Raw genomic sequence first — 20,636 nt, 5'->3', positions numbered from 1 at the left:
CCTGTTCTTATTCTTCATGATGAAGACGTCTGAACATGATACACCACTGCTTCGTAAGGTCGTAATGTCATTTCTTGACTTGGCTTACTTAATTGCTCATAATTCGAAAGCAGAACTTTCGCATCCTCCTCGTTTATCCAATCTGGAAGATCGATGGTTACAGGTTGCTCATAAAAGTTAGCCAATACCAATGCCTTTTCATCCTGCCACTGTCGCACGTACGCAAATACCTGCTGGTGGTCAGCGTGTATCAGCTGGTAGTCTCCAAATGTAATAATATCATGAGTCTTTCTTAGATCAACCAGCTTTTGATAATAATAGAAGATGGAATTCGGATCACTAAGAGCTTCTACAGCATTGATTTCCTTATAGTTGTCGGCCACATTGATCCACGGAGTACCTGTCGTGAACCCACCGTTTGGCTTTTGATTCCATTGGACTGGTGTGCGTGAGTTATCGCGAGACTTTTGCTTAATAATCTCCATAATTGTCGCTTCATCGAGTTGTGCTTCTTTTAATTCTTCATACATATTTAACGTTTCAACATCACGATATTCATCAATGGTCTCAAATTTAGGATTGGTCATTCCAAACTCTTCTCCTTGATAAATATACGGTGTCCCTTGCATCATATGGATGACTGTGGCAAGCATCTTCGCAGATTCCTTATGATACTGTCCGTCATTCCCGTAGCGACTTACAACTCTAGGCTGATCATGGTTACACCAGAACAATGCATTCCAGCCACCACCTTCATGCATACCCACCTGCCATTTAGACAGTATCTGTTTTAAAGCGAGAAAATCCATTTCACCAAGTGCCCATTTTTCACCGTTTGGATAATCGACCTTTAGATGGTGGAAATTGAATGTCATGCTTAGTTCATTTCGGTCGGGGTGCGAGTACTTAATACAATGTTCTAATGTCGTTGATGACATTTCGCCTACAGTCATGGCCTGGTACGGGGAAAGGACTTCCCGATTCATTTCTTGAAGATACTCGTGAACACGCGGTCCATCTGTGTAGAATTTGCGCCCATCTCCAGGTGCTACCGATCCATCATCGTTTGGAAAGTCTTGATCTTTTGAGATTAAGTTAATCACATCTAACCGGAAACCATCAATTCCCTTCTCAAACCAGAACTTCATCAGCTTATAGACTTCCTTGCGCACCTCTTCGTTTTCCCAGTTAAGGTCTCCTTGTGTTTCATCAAATAAATGCAGATAGAACTGCTCAGTCGTCTCGTCCCACTTCCATGCCGAGCCTCCGAATTTGGAAATCCAGTTGGTTGGAGCTTGTCCATCCACCGCATCCTTCCAAATATAAAAATCACGGTATTGATTCTCTTTTGAAGAAGAAGCCTGCTTAAACCACTCATGCTCTGTAGATGAATGATTCACTACTAAGTCCATGATCAGTTTCATGTCTCTTTTATGAGTTTCATCTAAAAGCTCTTCGAAATCTTCCATCGTCCCGTACTCACCGTGAATCGAGTAGTAATCACTAATATCGTAGCCATTATCTCGTTGAGGTGATGAATAAACAGGAGTTAACCAAATGACGTCTACTCCTAGCTTTTTCAAATAATCGAGCTTTTCAATAATTCCTTTAAAATCTCCGACTCCGTTTCCCGTTGTATCATTAAAGCTCTTTGGATAGATTTGATACACAACGGACTTTCTCCACCATTCCTTCATTCATAAACACCCTTTCAAGTAAGAAAGCCGCCTTTGCAGGAATCTGCGAAGCGGCCTCTTTAATTTTCATTATTTTTCGTCTAAATTCTTCTGGAAGCGAGCTGTAATTATAGTAGCCACTAAAGGAATGATAATTGCAATGGCCATCCCAATTGAAAAGTTAATATAATTTCCTCTTGTTCCTTCAATTGCAAGGATTCCTGGCAAACCTCCTACCCCAATCGCTGGAGCTAAAATACCATTGAGTGCTACCCATGCTCCTGCAATCGCGGCACCAATGATGGCGCAAATAAACGGGAAGCGATAGCGTAAGTTTACACCAAACAACGCCGGCTCGGTAACTCCAAGGTAAGCAGAGATAGAAGAGACAAACGACAATCCTTTTGTTTTTTGGTTCTTTAATACAAAATACATACCAAGTGCTGCTGAACCTTGTGCGATGTTTGACATAACCAGAATCGGCCACAAGAATGTACCACCCTGACTCGCAATTAATTGAAAGTCTACTGCAAGGAACGTGTGGTGCACACCTGTTATAACAAGTGGTGCATAAAATAGACCATAAATAAGTCCGCCCACAATTGCAAATTTATCAAATAAGAATACAAACACATCCGTGATACTGTTACCTATTGCAAAGGTTACAGGACCAATCAATACGAATGCAAGGAAACCAGTAATAAGTAATGCAACCGGAGCAACCACAAGTAGCTGAATGGAATCCGGAGTAATTCGTTTCATAAAGTTTTCAATCTTCGCGAGCACATACGATGCTAAAAGAATTGGTAGAACTTGTCCTTGGTATCCCATTGCAGCAATATCAAAGCCAAACAAATTCCAATAAGGAACCGTACCATTCTCTACTGCATCGGCGTATCCGTTTGCATTTAATAGATCAGGGTGACATAGAATGAGTCCGAGTACAATACCAAGAAGTGGACTTCCTCCAAACTTCTTCACCGCAGACCACCCAATTAATGCTGGTAAAAACGCGAAGGCGGTACTTGCGATTGTATTAATGATTTCAGCAAGTCCTGCCCACTGAGGATACATCTCCACTAATGGTTGGTCTGTAAAAATTGCGTTTACTAAAATATTGTTAATACCCAGTAACAAACCTGCTGTAATGATTGCTGGTAAAATCGGAATAAAAATATCAGCAAGTCCTTTTACTGCTCGTTGCAACGGATTCATCTTCTCTGCCGATGCTTGCTTCGTTTCTTCCTTCGTTGACTCTGAGATCCCCGCTTCAGAAACAAACTCATTATAGACCTTATCAACAAGACCTTGTCCAAGAATCACTTGATACTGGTTATTCGCAGCAAATGATCCTTTTACCTTATCAATACCTTCTAATGCTTGTTTGTCTACTTTACTTTCATCATGTAAAACAAGACGCAGCCTTGTCACACAGTGTGTTGCTGACGATACGTTTTCCTTCCCTCCAATTGCTTCAAGTATGTCTTTTGCAATCTTGCGGTTCTCACTCATCGTTTATCCCCCCTATATCATTCTTCAACTCGTACTAAACATATGATCAACATGTATATACAAATGATTACGGTTACATCTTAACTTGTATATACAAATTAGTCAACTAAAATCTTCTTTTTTCGACAAAGACGATAAAGTCGCCTTCCTATACCCTTAAAAAGGCCTGTTAAATCGCTAATTCTTTTGAATCATAAAAAAAGAGACAGAGATATAATATTAGTGTGGTTAGCAAAACACGAGCTTAGCAAAAAATCCGCTACAGGAGAATCCCTCGCTCGTCTTCCAAAAATATTAAAAACAAAAAAGGCGAATCATTCGATTGTAGAATCATTCGCCTTTTTCTTATTGATTTTTAGTTGTGTGTCAGTCTCTTTGTTACTATTGAACGGATCTTCTTTCCATTAAATTTAGTCCAATGCCCATAAAAATCACACCCATAAAGAATAGGACGGATGCCGGAAACAAAAATTGTTCAAAGTCCCAATTGTATAGTGTTGCTCCTTTTAACATGTCCATTCCATACGTTATTGGACTTAAAAAGGAGAGAGCTAAAATGACCTTAGATGAAACAATCTCAATTGGCCAAAATGCACCTCCAAGCATAGCCATGCTGACAGCGATGAATGGAATGATCGCGCCAAGCTGCCTTGTAGACGTAAGGATACCACTGATAAATACGCCAAATGAGACTAGTGCAAATACATAAGGAATCACAACAATCATACTTAATAAAAGTCCACCTTGAAAATCATATTGAAAGAGTGTCGCAAATAGAAGAAACACTAGAATAATTTGAAGGTATCCTATTAAAAAGCTAAACGTTAAATTCCCCAAATAAATACTTGATTTTGAAGCGGGTGAAAGAATGAGACGATCCCATACACCATTTTGCTTCTGTTCGATGATGGATGAGATAGAAAATGTAATTGTATAAATAACAAAGAATAGTGAAAAACCAAAGATCGATTGTAAGGATTGGTCATAAACCCAGCTTTCAGAGTTTTCTCCTTCAAAGCTTTTAACACTAGCAGGAAAAAGCGACTCACTCTCATGGATTTCATATAAGATCTCTTCTTTTTCTCCAAGACCTGAGTCTACAGCAGCATCAGCAAATTGCTTTTTCATATAATATGATTGAACAAGTGAATCCACAAAATCAATGACAAACGAATCTCTAGCAACGAGGATGGAATAACTCTCCTCATTTAGTTCAACCGCTGCCTCAGCCGATTGTCTATCTAAGATTCCCTGAATATCTTCTTTCAGCGTTACTTCAAATGCTAGATTTTGTTCCCAGTTCAAATCTTCCACTGCTTCTTCAATCTCTACTATGCTTAGTTCTTCTGAATAAACAGGTATTCGAATAGCAGGAGATAAATCCGTGTTGCCTAAAACAAAGACAAAAGCAATTGTGAGAGCATACATAGAGAGAAGTGCCCACGGATTTCGTATAGAATCTCTTAATAATCCCCAGATAATACCCCTCATTGTTGTCCCCCCCTTTTCGGAAACAAACACACTGCGACCAAAACTAACACAATACTATATACGAGTAATAGGAGGATGCTTGGAAGAATGTCTAAAACGTCTCCCCCTTGAAACGCATGAAAATAAGCTTTCATCGTCGTTCCATTTGGTGTAAGTTCTCCAAACTTACTAAGAAGTGGACTTAATATATCAATTTGAATAAAGCTTCCCCCAATAAAAGCAAAGATTGTTACGACAATATTGATAAATAACGTAGAGGCTTTGTGGGAATTAAACTTGAAATTCAAAGCTGTAAGTAACACAGTAAGCCCTCCAACAGTCATACTGATTGCAAGCGTTGTGAGTGCAAACTGAAACAAACTACCCCATGTGACACCAAATATAACGTAGGAAATTAAAAAGATCGCACACAGCTGAAAGGCAGCTGTCAATGTTCCCGTTATCCATTTACTAATACCATAAATATATGGCGGTGCGCTGGATAAAATCATGCGGTCCACAATTTTAGCGCGCTTTTCATCAAACGCAAACTCTGACACCAAACCAGCCGTATACAAAACAAACATCGCAGACATGGCAATCACAACATAATCAAACACTCTAATGGTTCGGTTCTGTGTTTGTGTAATGGTGCTTTCTACACGATTACTTTCAAATGAAGCTGCTCCATCTATCTCAAGAGCCAACTGATTCATACGTAAGGTTTCATAAAAGGATTGCACAATACTATTGATCAATTGTGAGCTTGTCGATTGCTCACGATTCATATGAACAATGACCTCTTCTTGTTCACCTGTTCGTACTAATTGAGACCGCCAAATGCTTTGTTGATATCCTTCTGGAAATTCAATCACGGCTGCTAGCTCCTTGTCAGCTAGTGCTTCGTCAAGGGTCATTGAGGTTTCTATCGTGATCTCCTTAAGATTCTCTTGAAAAACATCTTCAACTAAGATGTTTTTCACGTTAAAAGAAGTCATGAGTTCTTGTACGGCATCTTCAGGAATGCCTTCAGCTTCCATCTCTTCTACAAACCTTTGTGTCTCTTCATCGGTTAGCTCTGCATCCACCACGGCAATTGAAAAAGGCTCAATCCCTCCACCTGATTGTGCATATCCAAGGATTGCAATTAACCCGAGAGGCATAACAAACAAGAGAATAAGTACCGATTTCTCTCTTAGTAAATGCTGAAGATCCTTTTTAACTAGTGCCCATAACATCCACTCACCTCCTAATCTCGCAGCTTTCGGCCTGTTAAGTGTAAAAACACATCTTCAAGCGTAGGTGGCTTAACCTGAATGCTTAAGAGCTTCACACGGGCTTCAGCAGCCATCGCAATAATCTCATCAAACAAATCCGTTTGCATGGTCACTACTTTATATGATGAATCTTCTATGACAACCGATGAAACGCTTGGGTGGCATGATAAGGTTTCTTCAAGATGGTGACTCATTCGATCCACTTGGATCACAATGGTTTCTTCAGAACGTAAAATCCCTTTTAATTCGTGCTTTGTTCCTGACGCAATCATAGATCCACGGTCCATAATATAGACCCTGTCACAAACCTGCTCGACTTCTTCCATGTAGTGACTTGTGTAAAGGATGGTCATTTGTTTTTCTCTTTGAAGTCTTCTGACCATCTCTAATATAAAGTGGCGGGATTGCGGATCGATCCCCACTGTAGGTTCATCCATAATAAGAATGTCAGGCTGATGAATTAAAGCAATGGCAATATTTAATCTCCGTTTCATCCCACCAGAGTATGTTTTCACCTTATCTTTTTTCCGTTCCTCAAGGCCTATCTCAACTAATAAATCCTGGACTCTCTGCTTAAGCTCCTTTGTTGCAATCCCGTACATTTTCCCAAAAAACAACAGATTATCCTCAGCCGTAAGCTGCGGAAACAAAGCCAAATCCTGCGGAACAAGTCCAATCGCTCTTCTAAGCTTTTTTGGTTGCTTAATCATGCTTTCTCCGTAGTAAAGCACATTCCCCTCCGTTGGTTTAATCAGTGTGGAAATCATGGAGATAGCCGTTGATTTCCCAGCGCCATTAGGTCCGAGTAGCCCAACTGACTCTCCCTTTTCTAAATATAGGTTTACGCCTTTAACAGCCTCGAGCTGTTTATACGTTTTTGACATGTTTACCACTTCAAGCATGTAACTCCCTCCCTCTCTTCATTTTCATTTTATGTTAGATTCCGTTTCCAGCCTATTCCTAAAAGTCATCATTATCGGGTTTAACGAGGTGACTTAAGTCATGAAAAAAAGCACACGGTCAGATGAAGACTGTGTGCTTCTGTTACACTAAATGATGTTTGATCGCAAATATTGCTAATTGAGTTCGATCTCTAGCCCCGACCTTTGTTAAAAGCTGGCTGACATAATTCTTAACCGTCCCGAGTGATAGAAAGAGAGTACCTGCGATTTCCTGATTATTCTTTCCTTCCCCAATAAGACGTAGAATCGAGATTTCTCGTTCACTTAAGTCGATCGACAGTGAATTCTCTTTTGTTTGCGTAAGTAGCTTCGGCACAACAGATGCAGCCACCTGGTCATCAAGACTCATTCCTCCGCGCATTGCACTATGAATGGACTGAATCAGTTTTTCACTATCTGCATCCTTAAGTATGTATCCAACTGCCCCAAGCTTTAGCGCTTCAAGCGCATACTCATCATCTGAAAAGGTTGTTAGGATCACAATTTTTGCAAGAGGATCTTCTTCTCTGATCTTTTTTGTAGCTTCAAGCCCAGTCATAACAGGCATGCGAATATCCATTAATAGTAAATCCACTTGGTTTGCTCGATATGTTTCAATTGCCTCTTGGCCATTTGTTGCTTCTGCAACCACTTTTAACGTCGAGTCTGTTTCAATCATCATCTTTAATCCTTGCCGGACTAGAGCCTGATCTTCTACTAACATGATATTTGCCAACTTTATCACTCCTTCGTTTGTTCGGTCATCGGGAAGATGGCTTCAATGATAAATTGATCTCGACGAATACCAGACTCAAACCTTCCTCTTAACGCAGTAAACCGAGTTCTAAGATTACGCAAGCCAAACCCTTCTTCTACGCGACTCTCGTTATGAACTCGATTTGACATGGTTAAGGCATAGCTATGCTCACCCACCACCTCGAGAGTAACATCCACCTCTCTGGAATACGCATGGCGCATGGCATTTGTTAAGCCCTCTTGGATAAAACGATAAACGGCAACACTCTGATCATCAGTTAGCTTAACCGACATTGCTCCTGGTTTGGTCACAAGCTGAATGCGAACATGGCTCTCTGCTTCAAGCTTTCGAATTAACTGAATCACAGCATCCAGACCTTTAGCCGAATCCTGCTGGAGTGCCTGAACGGATTCACGCATTTCCTGTAAGCTATTTCTCGCTAAATCCTTTGTTTGTTTAACTAGAGCCTGCTGCTCTGGCATCGATTGAAGCTGTAACTCGACAACCTGAAGCTGCATCATCAAAGCTGTTAGCTGATGACCAACAGAATCATGAAGGTCACGTGCAATCCGGTTCCGCTCCTTTGCCGCTGTGTTAAGCTCCTGTTCTCTGAGCTGCCTACTCAGTGAACGATACTCCATTACATGCGTTTGCTTTTCATGCTTCGCCTCATCATTGGCTATCAATAATTTTTTAATAGTTAGAAGAATCATTGCTAAGAGACTATACTGTGTAAGAATAAGAAGAATGAATGAAATCGACGCTTGTGTGAGAAGTGCCTGACTAAATAAGAGCAGACCATTTACATAGAGTAAGAGGTTGTTTTTTAGTTTTACCTCAAAGCTCGAAGCAATTGCTAGGATACTATACACACTAAAGGGTGTAATCATCCCATCCGGTAAAATAAATAAATGAAATAGACTGTATATACCTAAAAGCGTTCCATAAAAAAACAACACTGAACGCCACAGAGGTCTGCTTAAAACAAGACCAGCTAGCGAAGCCATCCCAAACCAAAACGCATATGATTGAATCAACAATGGGTGCTCAATGAGAAGCAATCCTAGTACTAATGCCAGTCCACTTAAACTATATTTCATTTAATTTCTCCTTTTCGAGACTCCTTTTAAAATAGGTTTCGTCTATATATGTAGAGAGGAGGTCAATATGAGTGACCAGGAACTTGTAGAACGAATCTTAAACGGTGACCAAGTAGCCATTCAAACCTTATATGATCGTTATACGAAAAAGCTATTTTCATACATTTATTCACAAACGAATCATTATCATGACTCAGAGGAATTGCTTCAAGACGTCTTCTTTAAGGCAGCAAACCATTTATCAACATTTAAGAAACAAGCTTCGTTTAAAACATGGATCTTTAAAATTGCACGTCATGCAATTATTGATTATTACAGAAGCTCCTATTTCCGAAATCAGTTAGCCCGGTTTATCCCTGGTAGCGAACAGCAACAAGAAAGTGCACAAGCAACCGTCATGAGAAACGAAGAGACAAAGCAACTTCATCACGCGATTAATCAACTCCCTTTATCTTATCGTACAGTCTTATATCTTCGCTACATCGAAGATTTTTCGTTAAAGGAAACAGCGGCGGTCATGGGAAAAACCATTTACTCAGTTAAAGCCCTACAAAAACGTGGTCTTTTGATGCTCAAAAAAGACGTAGGAATGGAGGTACATACCTTTGAACAAACAACCACCTGATCAGGATTATGTGGAGATGTCTGATCGAACATATCAAAAAGGCTTTCAGGCCTTTAAACATGGAATAGACGGGGCACCTGCAAGAAAAAACAAACCCTATCTGTTAGCAGGTCTCGCGTTAGCTGGCGCAGCAATTGTCGCAATGTTGCTGTTTGTTTCAGTTACGGGGGCGCCTAATCCGATTGGGCAAGCGGATCAACTGATCATAATTGGAGACGAGAACGAAGACGAGGCCGAAGTTCCTGCATCTCTAGAAGATGTTGAAATTGATACAGAGTGGGCATTAGAGCTTATTCCAAGAGGCACCTATGATTATTCTGTTACTAAAACAGAAAGTCTCCACCACGGCGAGTTTACGGTATCTCTTTCTACTGATTGGAACATACGAGAGGAAAATATAAAAGACGGAACAAAAACAACTTTTACTGGACCTAACTCAGAAGAACTATCGGTTGTTATTTTTGATCATTTAAGTTCTAAAGACACAGTCATGCAAGAGGCCGAGAATCTCTTATCAGAACACCCCTACACTTCCGCAACTCGATTACCATATGAAAACCTAGTAAAATATATTGTTAATACGGAGATTGGCCAACGACATGACCGACTTGGTTTTACAATCGATCAACATTCATGGTTTTATTCATTCGAGAACCAAGAGACAGATCGATTTTATGACCTTTTTGCGTCAGAGTTATTTGGTAAAAAAATCCTATTATTCGCCGATTACCCTCTAGATCAACCTGAGACATGGGCTCAGACCTATCACTTTATGTCTAAAATCATTCCTAAAGCGTATCAACCTTATGTACTCGAGGTTAGTGAGGAAGTCTCAAAAGATGGTCGACCTTTAGAAAAAGAAATGGTTACAACTGTACAGTTAGATGAATACGTCTCAGAAGCATTTAAACTGTATCAGAATGAGGAATTACGGTTTTCTACCTACATTCCTAAGGAATCCGAAATCAACGAATTCGTTCACAAGGATTTTACAGAATGGAGGGTCTCATTAGATACAACCGACAAGCAATTCTATAGTTTCGGCCTACTGCATTCAAAACTTGAATTAAATCAAGTAGAAGATTTTCTCATAGATACATATGGGATTACCTTTGATGCTATAGAAAAAGCGAATGATGAGACCATCACCTTTGACGATCCAATTAATAAAATATCAGGTGTATTAAAGCTCTATTCAATTCATAACAAAACGTATTTCATGTATGAACAAATAGACTCAACGAGCACACAACAATTTGGAGAGTGGCCTTCTGCTCAATTGGCTCGTTACTTCTTCAATGAAATCCAATGGCAATAAATCAAAAAAGCACTCGCAGATCTCATTCTGCGAGTGCACTCCAACGATCTTTCCCGGGATATGGACAGCTCTTATAAGCAAGCTTTGCCCTGTAGCCTACAAAACAACCACAATGTTTGCAGGTCGTGTTTGTTTGGAGCGATGGGCATTGTTCACAGATGGAGAGGCGTTTTTGGTAGGCTTTCTCATCTAAAATATCTGTTTCATATGCCAGTTGTTCATTCACAAGTGTTTCGATGGACATATTCTTCATCTCTTCCTTTAGTAAGCACCCCACACATGCCACACGTACTCACTCCTTACCTTAATTTAATGACAGACACAGACATCGGTGGAATGGAAACAGATACTTTCCCTTCCGTTAGCTTAATTCCTTCCAGGCTTGTTGGCGTGAGTGTATCTGGTTGTTCAAAGGTATTGTGCTCATTCATTGAGCTTGATTGTAGGATCGTTCCAGTTGCTTGACTCGGTTGGCTCTCCCATCCTCTTAGTTCCAGCTCAAATTCTGCATCTCCCTTTAACCCATAATGACAAAGGGAGATATGAACTTCACCTTCCTTGTTTTTAGAGGCACTGATGTGCAAAGGCTCCGTGCCATGTTCCATTTGTAGATGAATGGCTGTTGCTCCCTTATGAACCTTATACATGTTAAACACATGGTAAGTCGGCGTCAGGAGCATCTGATCTCCTTCTGTCAGAACCATCGCTTGCAGAACATTTACCGTTTGGGCGATATTCGCCATTTGAACACGCTCCGCATGGTTTTGAAAAATATTAAGGGTAACACCTGCTACAAGAGCGTCACGAATGGTATTCTGCTGGAATAAGAAGCCCGGGTTTGTTCCCGGCTCTACATCAAACCATGTGCCCCACTCATCAACAATTAATGCGACTTTGTTCTCTGGATCATATTTATCCATGATTGTGCTATGTTTTGTGATCAGTTCATCCATGTGTAATGCACTTTTGAATGTCCGGTCCCACTCTTCCTCTGTGAATTTGGTAGCTGAGCCCTTCTGATTCCAGCTTGGTCCCGCAATGGTGTAGTGATGTAAGGTAAGTGCGTCCATATATGGTTTTGCTTCTCGCATCAGCACCTCAGTCCAGTGGTAGTTATCTCCGTTTGGTCCGCAGGCAATCTTATAGATCTTATTTTCTCCGTAATTACGGACATAGGTTTGGAACTGCCGGTAGAGATCCGCATAAAACTCAGGACGCATATTTCCGCCACAGCCCCAGTTCTCGTTCCCCACACCAAAGTAAGTGAGGGACCAGGCATTCTCATGACCGTTCTCACGTCTAAGGTTCGCCATTGGAGATTCCCCATCGAAGGTCATATACTCCACCCACTCTTGCATCTCCTGAACCGTTCCACTTCCCACATTTCCGTTGATATAAGGCTCCGCACCAATCAATTCACATAATAAGAAAAATTCGTGTGTGCCAAAATGATTGTTCTCTACCACTCCACCCCAATGCGTGTTAACCATACGCTTTCTGCCTTCTCTTGGTCCAATTCCGTCTTTCCAGTGATACTCATCAGCAAAACAACCACCAGGCCAGCGCAGCACAGGAATTTCTAAATCTTTTAATGCCTGTAACACATCATTTCTAATTCCATTTGTATTAGAGATCGCTGATTCTTCCCCTACCCAGATCCCTTCATAAATACAGCGCCCTAAATGCTCAGCAAAATGACCGTACACGTTTGGGTTAATAATTGAGCGTTCTCCGTCAAAGTGAATCACAGCTTTTTTATTCATACCACTTCATCTCCTTATAATAGCGCTTACATTATACTCTAATCATATACGGACAAGTGTAATCCGTCTAGCATCCCTTAGCTATAAGTAGTGTGAAGCGAATCTCCACACTACTCTATCCCTGTTCACACAGCTTTTTTTTGCGTTAAAAATAATGTTAAATTCAGCTTCTCAGTAATCGTTAAGTAATGCATCAGCGTTAGTAAAACAGCCCCAACATTCATTCCGATAATGATGCCATCCATCTGAAGAGACGGAAGTGACCCTAACGTAAACATTAACAAAAAGGATACACCCGTTGACCAGACAGAATGCATAAATGCCTCTCGTACAAGTCCAATTCCAATAAGGTACGCTTGCATCGGAATGGCAAAATAGTGAAAGAGGAAATAAGGAACAAGAAGAGTGAGGTACCCCGAAGCGGGAGAATGCTCAAAGAACAAATCAGTCATCGGTTCAGCCCAGAAATAAAAAACCATCACCACGGGTAATCCATAAGCAAGTGTTACACCCATCGCCTGTCTAAGCATCTTTGCAAGAGATTGGAAATCCCCTTTCGAATAACCTGAGGAGACGAGTGGCACCATGACCGTCAGTAATGAATGAGCAATAAAGGCCGGGAAAAAACCGATCGTAAAGGCTACTCCAGCAAGCTTCCCGTATTGAATCAAAGCCATGCTTTCCATTAACCCGGCCTTAGATAAAGCCGTTGTAATTAAAAATGGTTTTATAGCAAAAGTAATCGCGTGAAACACCCGAAGCCCAGTTGTCGGCAGGGAGACCGCTAATAATGATTGATAAATTTCTTTGTTCTCTACTTCTTTCTGTGGTTGTTTTCTAAGTTTGTTCATGTGCAGAGTAAACGCTGTTCCCATGTAAAATAAAACAAGAATTTCACTTAGGACAACCGTGCCCAATGCCACAAAAATGGCCGTCTGGCTTTGAAACTGAAAGAGTTGGAACACACCATACAAAAAAGTTAACTGTGCTCCACGTTTCATTAAATTAATAACTGCGATCTTTTTAGTATGCTGGGCACCAACAAAGTAGCCTCGTGCCACTGATGAAAACGTAACGATCGGAATTAAAAGGATGAGCATCCACCTGACTAAAGGATGGTAGTTGTTTAATACAGATAGATTCGGCAAAACGAAGAAAGCAGCGACTAGACAGGTAACAGCAACTATAATGGCAAGCTTAAGCGCCACACTCACTAAGCTTATATGTTCTGAATGCTCTCGTTCTGCTACCATTTTTGACACAGATACTTGAAGCTCTAAGCTTGATAAAACCACAACAAAGACTAAGGTTGGCAGAATAGCCATATATAAGCCAAAGTTATGCTCCCCAAGTTCTCTTGCTAAAACGATATTTATTAGAAATTCTAGTGATTCTCCAGCCAGAGCTGCTGTACTTAACAACAACGCTCCACGAAAAAAAGGGTTCATGCTACCGTCCACTCCTTTATCCATCTCTCATATTAGGTATATGAGGGATGTCCTTTAAATATGGTACAACCCATAAATAAAGACGGAATCGGTTTACATGAACCCTTATTTATCTTTAGTGCGTGCCCCAAAGGTCCTGACGTGAGGTTGTAATGGCTTGTGCACCTGCATCAAGTGCTCTTTTCAAGTCGGACTCGCTCTCAATAAGTCCACCAGCTATCACAGAGATTCCAGTCTCCTTTTGCACCTTTGAGATCAGATCTGGCACAACACCTGGAAGGACTTCAATTAAGTCTGGTTCAACCTTTTCAGCAAGCTTATAGCTTGTCTCTAGTGCAATCGTATCAAGTAGAAACAAGCGCTGTACTGCGAGCAATCCATTTTTCTTTGCCGTTCTTAATACTTCTCCCCGAGTGGAAATCAGACCTGCTGGTCGCAGGGTTTGGCACAGGAACTCAGCTGCGTACTTATCGCTTTTCATTCCCTGTATCATATCTGCATGAAGAAGGAGCTTCTTATTATGAGCCTTCGCATATTTAGCCACTCCCACAAGCTGTGAGATATGGAGGTCCAGCATCACAATATACGTATACTCACTTTCAAGTACCTTCTCGAAGTCCTTCATTCGCTTGATCGCGGGAAGAATTTGTTGCCCATCAAACATGACGTACTCTCCTCATCGACTTCTTAAGACGGATCAGTTCACCGTGTGCTTAAATGATACTGCATCAATCTGATGATCCAGATCTTGAGTCAGTCGTTCTTTTTGTTCTGTATCCCAGTTTAAACGATCTGCCATTTCATTGACAACTAAGTCCTTGTATTTTAAGACGCGATCGATGTGGAAGTATAAATACCCAGTTCTACGAACAAAAAAGTCAAGAGGTGTAACGGCCATTTCGTGCTCAAGTGCGTAGTCTAATGTTGCTTGAAGATAAGCTGGTAATCCAGTCTCTCTACCTTGGCCGAGATAAGAGAACACAGTCTCTACATTTGAACCATAACGGTGAACAAGCTCTGTTGCTTCATCTTTGGATAGTCCAAGCTCTTGTCCTTTCGCTACGTGTTTTTTAACAAATGTTTCGAACTGATCAGATCCTCCTACATCCCCACCCGATAACAGCATTTTTTCCGTTTTACAGGAAGAATAATTACCAGGAAGCTCATCAATAACCATATTCACTACACTGTCAGCCATTTTTCTGTATCCTGTCAGCTTCCCACCTGCGATTGTAAATAATCCGCTATCTGAACGGAAGATTTCATCCTTACGAGAGATGTCTGAAGGATCCTTGCCTTCCTCGTGAATTAGTGGTCTTAAACCAGACCAGCTTGACTCTACATCCTCTGCGTGCAGATCAAGTTCAGGGAACATTCCATTCGCAGCATTTAAGATGTAATCAACATCTTCCTTTGTTACGCCAGGATCAGCTTGATCGCCTTTATAGTTCGTATCCGTTGTACCGATATACGTTTTTCCTTCACGTGGGATCGCAAACATCATGCGTCCATCTTTAAACGGTGTATCGAAGTATAGGGCACTACGTAACGGGAATCGTTTTCCACTTACAACAAGATGAACTCCTTTTGTTAGGTGGATTGTTTTTCCTTTTTTCGAGTTATCCTCTTCCCGAAGCTTGTCTACCCAAGGTCCCGTAGCATTCACTATCTTCTTGGCGTAGATCTCTTGCTTCTCGCCAGTAATTAAGTCCGTTGTTTGAACACCTACAACTTTCTTATCTTTGTAAATGAATGTATCTGCTTTAACGTAGTTTGATGCAAGCAAACCATGATCAATCGCCTTTTTCATGACTTCGATTGTCAATCTCGCATCATCCGTTCGATACTCTACGTAAACGCCTGCACCTTTAAGTCCTTCTTTGTTTAGCAATGGTTCTTTAGAAAGGGCTGTTTCGGACTTCAACATGTTCCGACGTTCATCTCTCTTAACACCTGCTAGAAAATCATATACCTTCAGTCCAAAAGAAGTCGTTAAGTAGTTAAACGTTCCTCCTTTGTAGAACGGTAGCATCATCCATAGTGGTGTTGTTACATGTGGTGCATTCTCATAAACAATGGCACGCTCTTTCCCCACATCTGCAACAAGTTTTATTTCAAATTGCTTCAAGTATCTAAGTCCACCGTGAATAAGCTTTGTGGAACGGCTTGATGTACCTGCCGCAAAGTCCTGCATCTCAATTAATCCAGTACGCAAGCCTCTTGATGCAGCATCTAATCCTATCCCTGATCCAGTAATTCCTCCACCTATAATTAACAGATCTAATTCTGTTTCATTCATCTTGCGCATATTCTCTTCTCTTTGCTTGTATGAAAAACTCATTTTGCTCCACCCCTGATGTAAAGTGTGCCAAAGACGAAAAAAAGGAGACCACAGCAAATTCCGAGTCCTATCGCTAGGAACATTGGAATGCTGTGGCCTCCTCATCGTCTCAGACCGTTATTAACTTATCTAAATTATAGTCCACTTGAAGGTCCACGTAAAGGATTTTGCTTGAAGTAGACTTATTTAAATAATTGATGAGGTTTCCACATTTTGCTGTAACGTTATTTCACGTTTGGCTTAAACCCCATAGTTGCTTTGACAGCCTGCTTCCAGCCATCATATAAAGCTTCGCGTTCTTCTTCATCCATGTTCGCCTCATAGGACTTTTCAACCTTCCAGTTTTGAGCAATATCATCTTTGCTTTCCCAGAAACCTGTTGCAAGCCCTGCAAGATATGCTGCACCAAGTGCTGTGGTTTCATTAATGACCGGTCTTTCAACTGGCTGATTTAAAATGTCACTTTGGAATTGCATAAGGAAGTCGTTTTTAACGGCTCCACCATCTGCTCGAAGCTTCTTCACTTCAATTCCTGAGTCTGCAACCATCGCTCGCATCACATCACGTGTTTGATAGGCAAGTGATTCAAGCGTTGCACGAACAAAATGCTCTTTTGTTGTTCCTCTTGTTAGGCCGAAGATGGCACCTCTTGCTTCACTATCCCAGTACGGAGCGCCAAGACCTACAAATGCCGGAACCATGTATACGCCATCTGTACTTGCAACTCTCTCTGCATACTTTTCACTTAATTTCGCATCGTTAAACATTCTTAATCCATCGCGTAGCCATTGAATCGCTGATCCAGCTACAAATATGCTTCCTTCAAGCGCATATTCAACCTTGCCATCAATTCCCCAAGCAATCGTTGTTAACAGACCATTGTCGGATTTAACAGCTTTCTCACCGGTTTGCATAAGCATGAAGCAACCAGTTCCATATGTGTTTTTCACCATTCCTGGTTCAAAGCATGCTTGACCAAATAAGGCTGCATGCTGGTCTCCAGCAACACCTGCGATCGGTACATTTTCACCAAAGAAGTGATAACCAACCGTTTCCCCATATACTTCTGAAGAAGAGTGAACCTCAGGAAGCATGCTACGTGGTACATCTAAAATGTCTAGTAACTCATCATCCCATTTCAGATCATAAATGTTATACATTAATGTACGAGACGCATTCGTATAATCGGTTACGTGTGCTTTTCCACCTGTAAGTTTCCAGATCAACCATGTATCGATTGTTCCAAAAACGAGTTCTCCTTTTTCTGCACGCTCTCTAGCACCATCAACGTTATCGAGGATCCATTTAACTTTTGTCCCTGAGAAATAAGCGTCAATTAATAGACCTGTTTTTTCACGGAATAAATCATTGTGCCCAGCCGCGCGTAGCTCCTGACAGATGCCATCTGTTTGGCGTGATTGCCATACAAGCGCATGGTAGATCGGCTTACTTGTTTCCTTATCCCAAACAACCGTTGTTTCACGTTGGTTTGTGATCCCGATTGATGCGATTTCTTTTGCAGTCGCGCCTGATTCTGAAAGAACACCAGCAATGACGGATAAAACAGATCCCCAAATCTCATTTGCATCGTGCTCGACCCAGCCTGGCTTAGGAAAATGCTGCGTAAACTCGCGCTGTGCAGAGTGAACGATTTCCCCTTTTTTGTTAAATAGAATGGCTCTTGTGCTAGTTGTTCCTTGATCTAGTGATAAGATGTACTTTTTCTCCATTACTGTTTCCCCCTTTAGCTTTGATTAAACACGTTTTGTAGCTGTTTTGCTGGTTTTTTCTTGGTTCGATTTCACAATTGAGAAGGTTGTAGATAAAGCAACCAATGCCAAAATGGCAATAACGCCAATACTAATTCCTACAACTGAGTTTTCCAAAAAGACAAATTGATAAAGAACTGCTCCGATCACACCACCAAGTAGTGGTCCAACAATCGGCACCCAAGCGTAGCTCCAATTAGATGGTCCTTTTCCATGAATCGGCAATAGGAAGTGAGCAATACGCGGTCCCAAGTCACGGGCAGGGTTAATTGCATATCCTGTTGGTCCTCCAAGTGAGAAACCAATGGCTGTAATCAACAACCCTACTATAAATGGATTAAGTCCTTCTGAAAACTGATTTGCCCCAATTGCAAGCAAACCAAAGATTAAAACAGCGGTTCCAATTGCTTCACTAATAATGTTAGATGGGTAATGCGGGATCGCAGGGTCAGTAGCAAATACTCCAAGCTTTGCACCCTGGTCCTTTGTTTCTCTCCAGTGTGGTAAGTAGTTCAAATACACCACACAAGCACCTAGAAACGCTCCAATTAATTGACCAGCAATATAGGCAGGTACCATATCCCATGAAAATTCTCCAATTGCCGCAAATGAGAGTGTTACCGCGGGATTCAAATGAGCATCACTTACTGTTCCTGATACATAAACACCCATTGTAACAGCTAAACCCCATGCTACGGAAATAGCAACCCATCCGGATCCTTCTGATTTCGATTTCTTTAATAGGTTACCTGCCACAACACCGGCACCAAATATAATTAACACCATCGTACCTATCATCTCAGCTAAAAATTCTGCAAACATATTGTTTCCCCCTCTTGTATAACCTACCCTGATTCCATCTTTTTCTAACACAAAAAAGAACAGCTTCCTATTCCCGTAGCGCAAGTACACACTATGGAATAAAAAGCTGCTCTCATTGGCTCATCAGCTTGGCATTATAAACTTAGGTTCACTATAACGCATACATTTTATTTTGTAAACCCTTTCTTTTTACTTTACTCATTATCTGTTTTTAAGGGAAGTACAATTTGAACCGTTGTACCTTTATTGACTTCACTTTCGTATAAAATCTTCCCACCCATCTCTTCAATCAAACGAATAGAAACCATCGTGCCAAGTCCTGTGCCTTCTTCTTTTGTTGAATAATAAACTGTTCCAATCTTAGCTAACTCCTCTTTACTCATTCCTTTACCAGTATCTCGAATCTCTACTTCAACAAATTGTTTGTTTACGTTCATTGTGACTTCAACCTCACCGCTTGGGGCAGATGCTTCGATGGCATTCTTCAAGAAATTAATAATGGCTTGTTTTAACTTAGAACGATCTGTGAACACAAACGCTTCTTGTTCATTTGTCTTAAGTTCTTTTAATAGAACACCTTCTTTAAAAGCATAAGGGGTAAGGAGGGTGATCGTGTGCACGAGGCACTCTTTCATCGGAACCGTAAGACTCTCTCCTAGCTGTGGCTTTGAGAGGGTGAGATATTCATGAATGATGTTCTCAGCTCGGTTTAATTCACTTAAAATCAGTTGATAGTATTCTTGCTTTGCTTGCGTGTCGTCTTCCTTCATTAGTTGAAGAAATCCTTTAACAACCGTTAATGGGTTACGTACCTCATGCGCAATGGAGGCGGAAAGCTCGCTAATTGATTGTTGCCGTACTGCATATAATAATTCATCCTGCATTCGTTCTCTTTTTAAAAACATTTCGTATAATGATGCAGCTATAAACATTGAAAATAAGATAAGCGAGGTATAAACTCCTGAGAATACCAGTAATTCATCGATATCAGATTGAAATGTTCCTTCTCTTACCAGCTTAACGAGCGCCAGCATAAGCTGTAAGCCAATAGGAATTAAAATACCGAACATAGAAATTTTCAAACGGTTACTCTGGAGCACCTTCTCTTTTACCAAGTGAGTTAACAGAAGAAATATAATGGAGTTTATAATCAGTCCTATCACGCCATAGACAATCATGTCCCCACCTTGATAAACACGGACAAGCAAGACAATTCCGGTTACAGTCAAACCTGCTGTACGATTTCCATACATAAACGCTATGACAATCGGAACATAACGTAGATCCCATAGCAGTCCATTATCGTGAAATGGGTACATGACACAAAGTATAGCGGCAATGGACATAAAACAAATTAATACGATATTTTTTCGTTTCTTTGGCTGACCTTCATAGATCATTAAATACAGAATAATTGGAACTAGTACAATTAACACATGTAATATTAGCTTCTCAAAAATCCCAAAAATCATGTTGTCGGCGCTCCCCACGTATTAACAATTTCCTTCTTGTTGTATATTTCGACATGTTTTAACAGAATCCTTTTTGAGAGTTACAGAAATCTTGAATCAAAATCTTATTAAAAATGATCCTGGGATATAACTAAAAATCAATACGAAAATGGCGAATGATTCAACTATCGAATCATTCGCCATTCATGATTTTATTTGAACAAGCGGAGGGAGAACCCGAGACTCCTACGGAACAGAACGCGGTGAAGACACTGTAGCGGCGCCCTTTCCGCGAAAGGGGCTGAGGCCGTTCTTGTGGGTGCGAGGGCTTCTCCTGTAGCGGATTAGGTGCTATGTTTGTGTTTT

Annotated in this window: 17 protein-coding genes; 2 read left to right on the top strand and 15 right to left on the bottom strand. The window is 40.9% G+C overall.

All coding sequences use genetic code 11. The features are described 5' to 3' along the window. Positions 1–14: 14 nt before the first annotated feature. The 7 genes from treC to NSQ54_05645 all read right to left on the bottom strand — a co-directional run bounded on the left by treC (position 15) and on the right by NSQ54_05645 (position 8,733). Positions 15–1,697 carry an alpha,alpha-phosphotrehalase gene (gene treC / locus NSQ54_05675; protein ID WYP27600.1) on the bottom strand — a complete coding sequence of 561 codons (1,683 nt, stop codon included), beginning with the start codon at positions 1,695–1,697 and terminating at the stop codon, positions 15–17. 69 nt (positions 1,698–1,766) lie between these two features. Further along, positions 1,767–3,188 carry a PTS system trehalose-specific EIIBC component gene (gene treP / locus NSQ54_05670; protein ID WYP27599.1) on the bottom strand — a complete coding sequence of 474 codons (1,422 nt, stop codon included), beginning with the start codon at positions 3,186–3,188 and terminating at the stop codon, positions 1,767–1,769. 381 nt (positions 3,189–3,569) lie between these two features. After that, positions 3,570–4,679 (bottom strand): ABC transporter permease, encoded by a 1,110-nt coding sequence (locus tag NSQ54_05665; protein WYP27598.1) that lies wholly within the window; start codon positions 4,677–4,679, stop codon positions 3,570–3,572. Continuing rightward, positions 4,676–5,896, bottom strand: a complete 1,221-nt coding sequence (locus NSQ54_05660) for an ABC transporter permease (protein WYP27597.1) — start codon at positions 5,894–5,896, stop codon at positions 4,676–4,678. The genes NSQ54_05665 and NSQ54_05660 overlap by 4 nt, the downstream gene beginning before the upstream one ends. Before the next feature lie 11 nt (positions 5,897–5,907). Then, entirely contained in the window at positions 5,908–6,837 is a 930-nt protein-coding gene (locus NSQ54_05655) for an ABC transporter ATP-binding protein (GenBank protein ID WYP27596.1), read from the bottom strand. A gap of 142 nt (positions 6,838–6,979) precedes the next feature. Then, positions 6,980–7,612, bottom strand: coding sequence for a response regulator transcription factor (locus NSQ54_05650; protein WYP27595.1), 633 nt, complete (start codon positions 7,610–7,612; stop codon positions 6,980–6,982). A gap of 5 nt (positions 7,613–7,617) precedes the next feature. Next, positions 7,618–8,733: a histidine kinase gene (locus NSQ54_05645; protein WYP27594.1), complete on the bottom strand. Its 1,116-nt coding sequence runs from the start codon at positions 8,731–8,733 to the stop codon at positions 7,618–7,620. A gap of 67 nt (positions 8,734–8,800) precedes the next feature. Here NSQ54_05645 and NSQ54_05640 point away from each other — a divergent pair, with 67 nt between their 5' ends. Together NSQ54_05640 and NSQ54_05635 are read left to right on the top strand one after the other, a co-directional pair. Then, positions 8,801–9,358, top strand: coding sequence for an RNA polymerase sigma factor (locus NSQ54_05640; protein WYP27593.1), 558 nt, complete (start codon positions 8,801–8,803; stop codon positions 9,356–9,358). After that, on the top strand, positions 9,339–10,676 hold the full coding sequence (locus NSQ54_05635) for a hypothetical protein (GenBank protein ID WYP27592.1): 1,338 nt from the start codon (positions 9,339–9,341) through the stop codon (positions 10,674–10,676). Before NSQ54_05640 ends, NSQ54_05635 begins: the two co-directional genes overlap by 20 nt. 22 nt (positions 10,677–10,698) lie before the next feature. On the opposite strand, the gene NSQ54_05630 is transcribed toward NSQ54_05635, so the two are convergent. The 8 genes from NSQ54_05630 to NSQ54_05595 all read right to left on the bottom strand — a co-directional run bounded on the left by NSQ54_05630 (position 10,699) and on the right by NSQ54_05595 (position 20,291). Continuing rightward, positions 10,699–10,962, bottom strand: coding sequence for a DUF6171 family protein (locus NSQ54_05630; GenBank protein ID WYP27591.1), 264 nt, complete (start codon positions 10,960–10,962; stop codon positions 10,699–10,701). Between the two features lie 13 nt (positions 10,963–10,975). Next, the gene (locus tag NSQ54_05625) at positions 10,976–12,439 is read right to left on the bottom strand and encodes an alpha-N-arabinofuranosidase (GenBank protein ID WYP27590.1); all 1,464 of its coding nucleotides are present in this window, start codon (positions 12,437–12,439) and stop codon (positions 10,976–10,978) included. A gap of 125 nt (positions 12,440–12,564) precedes the next feature. Beyond that, a complete protein-coding gene (locus NSQ54_05620; protein ID WYP27589.1) occupies positions 12,565–13,887 on the bottom strand; it encodes an oligosaccharide flippase family protein in 1,323 nt (440 codons plus the stop codon). A gap of 115 nt (positions 13,888–14,002) precedes the next feature. Then, on the bottom strand, positions 14,003–14,551 hold the full coding sequence (locus tag NSQ54_05615; GenBank protein WYP27588.1) for a glycerol-3-phosphate responsive antiterminator: 549 nt from the start codon (positions 14,549–14,551) through the stop codon (positions 14,003–14,005). Between the two features lie 33 nt (positions 14,552–14,584). Next, on the bottom strand, positions 14,585–16,228 hold the full coding sequence (locus NSQ54_05610) for an FAD-dependent oxidoreductase (protein ID WYP27587.1): 1,644 nt from the start codon (positions 16,226–16,228) through the stop codon (positions 14,585–14,587). Between the two features lie 224 nt (positions 16,229–16,452). Beyond that, positions 16,453–17,958: a glycerol kinase GlpK gene (gene glpK / locus NSQ54_05605; protein ID WYP27586.1), complete on the bottom strand. Its 1,506-nt coding sequence runs from the start codon at positions 17,956–17,958 to the stop codon at positions 16,453–16,455. 24 nt (positions 17,959–17,982) lie between these two features. Further along, on the bottom strand, positions 17,983–18,819 hold the full coding sequence (locus tag NSQ54_05600) for an MIP/aquaporin family protein (protein ID WYP27585.1): 837 nt from the start codon (positions 18,817–18,819) through the stop codon (positions 17,983–17,985). A 194-nt stretch (positions 18,820–19,013) separates the two neighbouring features. Continuing rightward, positions 19,014–20,291, bottom strand: a complete 1,278-nt coding sequence (locus NSQ54_05595) for an ATP-binding protein (GenBank protein WYP27584.1) — start codon at positions 20,289–20,291, stop codon at positions 19,014–19,016. Between the last annotated feature and the right edge of the window lie 345 nt (positions 20,292–20,636).

Source organism: Alkalihalobacillus sp. FSL W8-0930, from assembly GCA_037965595.1.
Lineage (GTDB): Bacteria > Bacillota > Bacilli > Bacillales > Bacillaceae_D > Alkalicoccobacillus.
This window is presented reverse-complemented; position numbering and strand designations above follow the sequence as displayed.

What these genes read in the sequence shown, in the direction of transcription:
- NSQ54_05660 (WYP27597.1), bottom strand. Translation starts at nt 5,896, where the DNA reads ATGTTATGGGCACTAGTTAAAAAGGATCTTCAGCATTTACTAAGAGAG.
- glpK (WYP27586.1), bottom strand. Translation starts at nt 17,958, where the DNA reads ATGGAGAAAAAGTACATCTTATCACTAGATCAAGGAACAACTAGCACA.
- treP (WYP27599.1), bottom strand. Translation starts at nt 3,188, where the DNA reads ATGAGTGAGAACCGCAAGATTGCAAAAGACATACTTGAAGCAATTGGA.
- NSQ54_05655 (WYP27596.1), bottom strand. Translation starts at nt 6,837, where the DNA reads ATGCTTGAAGTGGTAAACATGTCAAAAACGTATAAACAGCTCGAGGCT.
- NSQ54_05625 (WYP27590.1), bottom strand. Translation starts at nt 12,439, where the DNA reads ATGAATAAAAAAGCTGTGATTCACTTTGACGGAGAACGCTCAATTATT.
- NSQ54_05640 (WYP27593.1), top strand. Translation starts at nt 8,801, where the DNA reads ATGAGTGACCAGGAACTTGTAGAACGAATCTTAAACGGTGACCAAGTA.
- NSQ54_05595 (WYP27584.1), bottom strand. Translation starts at nt 20,291, where the DNA reads ATGATTTTTGGGATTTTTGAGAAGCTAATATTACATGTGTTAATTGTA.
- NSQ54_05620 (WYP27589.1), bottom strand. Translation starts at nt 13,887, where the DNA reads ATGAACCCTTTTTTTCGTGGAGCGTTGTTGTTAAGTACAGCAGCTCTG.
- NSQ54_05645 (WYP27594.1), bottom strand. Translation starts at nt 8,733, where the DNA reads ATGAAATATAGTTTAAGTGGACTGGCATTAGTACTAGGATTGCTTCTC.
- NSQ54_05610 (WYP27587.1), bottom strand. Translation starts at nt 16,228, where the DNA reads ATGAGTTTTTCATACAAGCAAAGAGAAGAGAATATGCGCAAGATGAAT.
- NSQ54_05665 (WYP27598.1), bottom strand. Translation starts at nt 4,679, where the DNA reads ATGAGGGGTATTATCTGGGGATTATTAAGAGATTCTATACGAAATCCG.
- NSQ54_05600 (WYP27585.1), bottom strand. Translation starts at nt 18,819, where the DNA reads ATGTTTGCAGAATTTTTAGCTGAGATGATAGGTACGATGGTGTTAATT.
- NSQ54_05615 (WYP27588.1), bottom strand. Translation starts at nt 14,551, where the DNA reads ATGTTTGATGGGCAACAAATTCTTCCCGCGATCAAGCGAATGAAGGAC.
- treC (WYP27600.1), bottom strand. Translation starts at nt 1,697, where the DNA reads ATGAAGGAATGGTGGAGAAAGTCCGTTGTGTATCAAATCTATCCAAAG.